Source organism: Vicinamibacteria bacterium (genome assembly GCA_035620555.1).
Lineage (GTDB): Bacteria > Acidobacteriota > Vicinamibacteria > Marinacidobacterales > SMYC01 > DASPGQ01.
This window is the reverse complement of record DASPGQ010000048.1, coordinates 1-5,319: the sequence shown is the minus strand read 5'-3', so window position 1 is coordinate 5,319 and position 5,319 is coordinate 1. Positions and strand designations below refer to the sequence as shown.

Here is a 5,319-nt window from a genome sequence, read left to right as displayed (position 1 = left end):
TTTGCGGGAGGCTACGAACGGACCTCGTTTCTCGCGGTGTCCTTTCTCTTCCTCGGACTCGCGAGTGTGGGCTTTCCCGGAACACTCGGATTCGCCGGGCAGGAGGCGCTGGCGCATGGAGCTTTTACCGAGACACCGTTTCGAGGAGCTCTGGTCCTGCTCGCATCGGCCCTCAACGGGATCACGGTAATGCGCTGCTATCTCGTGCTCTTCTGCGGCGCTCGCACGGAGCGCGTACGCGCACAGGGGGTCCGCCCACGGGAGCGACTCTCGTTCCTCGTGCTCGTTCTCATCCTTTTTCTCGGAGGGTTGTTTCCTCAACCGTTCCTCCGATCACGCGAGCGTGCCGCCGAAATCATCTTCGACGCACGAGCGCGCCGTGCTTCGGAGAGTTTTCTCGACCGAAGCCGGTGATGACGGCGACGGCGAGGACGATGAGCAGGGACCAGGCGTGAAAGTTCAGAAAACCGGCCTCGACGGTCGAGATGCGCGGCAGGCCGAAGTCTTCTCCCGAGGCCGACGTGCTCGCCGCGAGGATCACGGGGATCATGTACGGAAAGAGAAACGGCCAGATGCAAACCGTCATGTCCATGAGATTGGCGCGTCGATAGCGTGAGATGTCGAAGCGGGCGCCTGCTCTTCTCGCGAAATCGCCAACGGTCAGTAGGGCAACGGTGCTGTGGGTCGTGACGAGGGCGGCGGCCGATGTCACGGCGACGATCCAGCTCTCGGCGCTTCGCGGCGAACGAACCTTCTTACCCGCGTAGGCAACGACTTCGTCCATGAGGCCCGATGCTTCGAGGGGCCCGACGAGTCCCATCAGGAGCAGAGTAAAAATCGACGCCCCGATGCCGCGCTCCATGCCTTCGAGAACGATCCCCGAGGCCCGGAAGCTCGTCGCATCGATGGTGAGGAGCCTCGACGGCTCGAAGAGCTCGAAGGTGACTCCCAGGAGGATGGCGAGCGCAATCCCGAAGAAAAGACCCTCGAGCAGATGCCTGCCCCTCAGAAGTAACAGCAATACCCCGGCGGGGACGATGAGCATCACGAGGCCTGCGGACTTCGCCTCGATTGGCGGCCGAGCGCCGGAGGGAATGCTCGTGCCGCCGAATAGCGCGTAGGCGACGAGAGCCATGGCCGCCGCGATCAGTGCGTACTTCATCCGGCTCCGCACGACGCCGGCGACGTCCGCCTCCTGGGTGAAAGCCGAAGCGATCGTCGTGTCCGAGATCGGGGAGAGGTTGTCCCCGAACGTCGCGCCCCCCAGGATGGCGCCCAGGAGCACCGCGGGCTCGGCGTCGAGCGCTCCCCCGGTGGGGTAAATCAGCGGGCCACAGACCAGAATCGTCCCCAGGCTCGTGCCGGTCGCGGTCGAGACGATGCAGCAGACGAGGAAAGACGCCGCAACGTAGCCCGAGCCGCGAAGCCCCGATTCGCTGGCGAGCCAGACGAGCGCCTGTACGAAACCCGATTCCGCCAGCACTTTCCCCAGCACGCCGGCCAGAAGCCAGGAGAGGATCATGACCGCGACGATGGGACGACCCATGCCGCGCACGGCTTCTTCGCTGAAGCGTGACCGGTCCCGGCTGAGGAGAAGCCCCAGGCCGAGCGCGGCGACGCTGACCGGCCAGAAACCGCGCTCGTCGGGTGCGCCCGAGAGGCCTAACCACGCGACTCCCGTGAGGAGTAGCGCGAACGGCGCGACGACGCCGAGGGTGCCGCCGTAGAAACGTAGTGGGGAGTGGACCACCTCGACGGGAACGCGTTCGGAATCACTCCCAGCGGATCAGGGCATTCACCAGCGCCCGGCGCCCGAGCAAATCGCCTCCGAAGCTCTGCCAGTGTTCGTTGTCGAAGAGGTTCGAGACGTTGAGGCCGATCCCGAAATGCTCGTTGAAGTGGTAATTTCCTCGCAAATCCGCAGTGGTGTAGGCCTCGACGTCGCCCTGGAACGGACCCACCGCCCAGCGGAACGTGTCCACCCAGCGGAGGTCGAAAGCCGCGTCCCATCTCGAAGTCGTATAGCCGATTCCGGCGGCGATCTTGTTTTCCGGAGTGTTCGGAAGCAGCTGGTTCGCGAAGGGCGAATCCGGGTCCTGGATCTCGAAGTCGAACCAGGAGTAGGCGAACGAGAACGTCCAGTCGGGAAGGAAGTAGTAGTTCACTCCGAAGTCGATTCCCTGGGTATTGACCCGTCCGAAGTTCGTGTAGGAACGGGCGACGAAAAAGGGCGTCCCGTCGAAATTATTCGACAGGATGGCGTAGATCGGTGGCGGCAGGTTCGCCCGGAGCGCTCCAATGAGGAGCGCGGGAGCGGGATGATTCGCCGGAGGCTGATAGGGACCGAAATCGGGGTTGGTGCGGTTACCCTGGGCGTCGAGCTGGGGAATCAGATCGGTGATGAATCGATCGTTCCTCGCGTTGTAATAGTCCAGAGTGATGAACGCGCGGTTGGCGATGATTCCGCTGTAGCCGATCTCGAACATCTTGGTTTTTTCGACCTCGAGATCGTTGTTCCCCACGGCGACGATGCGGGTCGGAGTCCCGAAACCGCAATCCACCCCGAAGGGGGTGCAGACGGCGGCCTCGATTCCCGCGAGATTCAGGGGAGCGGCCACATTGGCCTCGAGGAAGAACTCGGAGTAGTTGGCCACCTGGAACGCCTCGTTGTAGGTGAATCGCAGGCTCGAGTCCCGGTTCAGGTTGTAGACGAGAGAGGCCTTCGGGGAAAACTGAGGGTCGTGGAGCGTGCTCTCGTCCACCCGTCCGGCAACCACGACTTTCCACCGCGGGTCGATGGTCCAGTCGACTTGACCGAAGATCGCCCCTTGATCCGAGGTCACCGGCTCGAACATCAGCGTCTGACGTCCGGTGTTGGGGTCTTCGCTGTTGATGTCCGTGTGACGGTAGGAGCCACCCACCACGACACGCACTTTCTCCGCCGCGAGGCTCCAGTTGGTCTGGCCCTCGAGGTGGACGTTGTAGCTGTCGAGAGCCAGGTTCGTCCCCGAGCTCAGAGCGAGCTGTTGGTCGGCCTTGCGGCCGCTGTAGTAAGTGAAGAAGTTGAACCGCTCGGCGTTCCAGTTGAAGCGCGCCCAGGGGCGCTGCACGTCGACGAGCTGTACCCGGCCGATGCCCGTCTGGAAGACGGGACCGGCCACGTCGGCATAGCCACCTTCGAACGTCAGCGCCATGCCGTTCGAGAGATATTTGTCCAGCCGCACGCCCCCGAAGTAGATATCGTCGTCGTTCTCTCGGGCGAGCGGCACCGCTTCCTGGGGAAGGCAGTCGGTCTGCCCGGCCGTCGTGCAGGGCACGGAGTATTCGGCGAAGCCGCGCCGGGATACGGTGAAGTCGCCCGAGTTTCGAAGTCCTCCGACGAGCTTGATGTACCAGTCGTTCGTCAGACTCTGGGCGAGGCGGAAGTCGAGGTTCACCGTGTCGAGCTCCCCTCCCGTGACACGGAAGAGACCGCCTTGACTGTAGCGAGGTTGCTTGCTCGTCATGTTGAGAACGCCGCTCGAGGCATTGGCCCCGTACAGAGCCGCGCTCGGCCCTCGAACGAGCTCGACCGTCGCGAGATCGTCGAGGGGAAAGGAGATCGCGGCCCACTCCTGCGCCCCGAGGAACGGGACCGAAGGATCGCGGCCGTCGACGAGCGTCGCGACCCGGCGGTTCAGCGAGCTGTTGAACCCACGGGTATTGAAGTTGAAGTCGTAGACGCCGCTCTGGGTCACTTCGGCGCCCGGGGTGTACTCGAGAAGCTTGGGGGCCTGGCCATGCGAAGCGACCTGCTGGATCTCCTTCTCATCCACCACCGTCACCGCGGCCGGAGCCTCCACGATCCGCTCGACGCGCCGTGACGCCCCGTAGACGGTCAACGTCTCGGCGAAGCCCAGCTCCCAGTCGACCTTCGGCTCGAGGTGTGTGGTTTGTCCCGCAGTGACGACCACGCCGGACTCGGTGATCAGGTTGGCGCCGAGGATGAAGCTGACCGAATAGGTCCCGGCGGGAACGGACGGAAACCCGTAGAGGCCGTTGGCGTCAGTGATATCGGTCAGCGAGAGCTCGTTCAAGACCACGCTCACTCCGCTCACCGGAGAGAGATCGGTCCTGAGGACCCGGCCCTCGATGCGTCCGGTCTCACTCTGGGCGAAGGCCGCGACGGCTAGTGGCCAGGCGGAGAGGCTCGAAACGATGCAGGCCATACACAACTTTCTCATCGTCGTCTTCCTTTAGAGCATGCGCACCGACGTGCAGGCAGGCGGTCGTCCTGGCTGCGCTTATAGCAATGCCGAAAGCCTTTCGTCAACTTTCTCGTCGCCCCGAGGAAACCTTTTGCCTCGCCGCGGGTACGATGGAGTGTGGAAGGGATATCGGTCGCAAGAGGCGAGACGGTGGAAGAAGGACCTTGTCGGCCCGCCGGATCGGAGGCTTCTGCACAGCCGAACCTCCTCGTCCGTCACCGGGAGGGCGACCCGGATGCCTTTCGGGCACTCGTCTCGCGGTATCGCGCGCCGGTCTTCTCCTACATCATCCGTTGCGGCGTCGCCGAGCCGGATCGCGACGACCTCTTCCAGGAAATCTTTCTGCGCATTCATCGGTCGGCACACCAGTACGACGTGGACAAGCCGCTTCATCCCTGGCTCTTCACCGTCGTCGCCAACGCGGTGAGGAGCTATCACCGCAAGCGGAAAGTGGCCGCGCTGGTCTTCACCGACCCACCCGAGCAGGAGCCGCGGGATGACAAGCCCGATGGCGAGGAGATCGCCGCGGCGAGCCAGATGTTCCGCTTCCTCGAGCGCGAGCTCGAGGCGCTTCCGCCCATCCAGCGCGAGGTGCTCGTGCTCGCGTCTATCGAGAGCGTGCCTCAGAAAGACATTGCCGAAGCCCTCGGCATCCCGCTGAACACGGTGAAGACCCACATCAGGCGCGCTCGGCTCAAGCTCATACGGAAACTGTCGCCGGAGGCGTCGTCATGAACCCTGTTTGTCAATCCTTGCAACACACGCTGGCCGCGGAGGGACGCGTTCATGTCCGCGAGAACGAGGCAGCGCGGGCGCACGTCGAGAGCTGCGACGACTGCCTGGCGTTCCTCGAGCGGCTGGTCGTCGTCGACCGCGCTCTGGCCGCGCTTCCCGCTCACGACGCTTCTGACGAGCTCGTGGAGCGTTTGCTCGCCCGTCCCGAGCTGGCCGTACCGGCGCCGGGTAAAGACGCGAAGGTCGAGCGAAGGCTGTTCTCGCCGTGGGTCTTTCAACTTGCCGCGGCCGCGGGAGTCCTCGCGGTGCTGGGCTCGGCAACCTGGCAGTGGTTGAC

General features: G+C 64.0%; 5 protein-coding genes. 3 read left to right on the top strand and 2 right to left on the bottom strand.

Features of this window, described 5'->3' with window-relative positions; all coding sequences use genetic code 11:
- A partial coding sequence (locus VEK15_01825) for an oxidoreductase (GenBank protein HXV59402.1) occupies positions 1–414 on the top strand: 414 nt, incomplete at its 5' end.
- Here the strand turns inward: VEK15_01825 and VEK15_01820 are convergent.
- Both VEK15_01820 and VEK15_01815 read right to left on the bottom strand, forming a co-directional pair.
- Positions 356–1,750, bottom strand: coding sequence for a Na+/H+ antiporter NhaC family protein (locus VEK15_01820; protein ID HXV59401.1), 1,395 nt, complete (start codon positions 1,748–1,750; stop codon positions 356–358). The genes VEK15_01825 and VEK15_01820 overlap by 59 nt on opposite strands.
- A gap of 22 nt (positions 1,751–1,772) precedes the next feature.
- The gene (locus tag VEK15_01815; protein ID HXV59400.1) at positions 1,773–4,223 is read right to left on the bottom strand and encodes a TonB-dependent receptor; all 2,451 of its coding nucleotides are present in this window, start codon (positions 4,221–4,223) and stop codon (positions 1,773–1,775) included.
- Positions 4,224–4,397: 174 nt separating this feature from the next.
- On the opposite strand from VEK15_01815, the gene VEK15_01810 reads away from it, so the two are divergent.
- Together VEK15_01810 and VEK15_01805 are read left to right on the top strand one after the other, a co-directional pair.
- Entirely contained in the window at positions 4,398–4,982 is a 585-nt protein-coding gene (locus tag VEK15_01810) for an RNA polymerase sigma factor (GenBank protein ID HXV59399.1), read from the top strand.
- Positions 4,979–5,319 (top strand): hypothetical protein (locus VEK15_01805; protein HXV59398.1); only part of this gene is annotated, 341 nt, incomplete at its 3' end. The genes VEK15_01810 and VEK15_01805, both read left to right, overlap by 4 nt.

Excerpts from the sequence above, each read along its gene's own strand:
- VEK15_01815 (HXV59400.1), bottom strand. The coding sequence starts at position 4,223 with ATGAGAAAGTTGTGTATGGCCTGCATCGTTTCGAGCCTCTCCGCCTGG.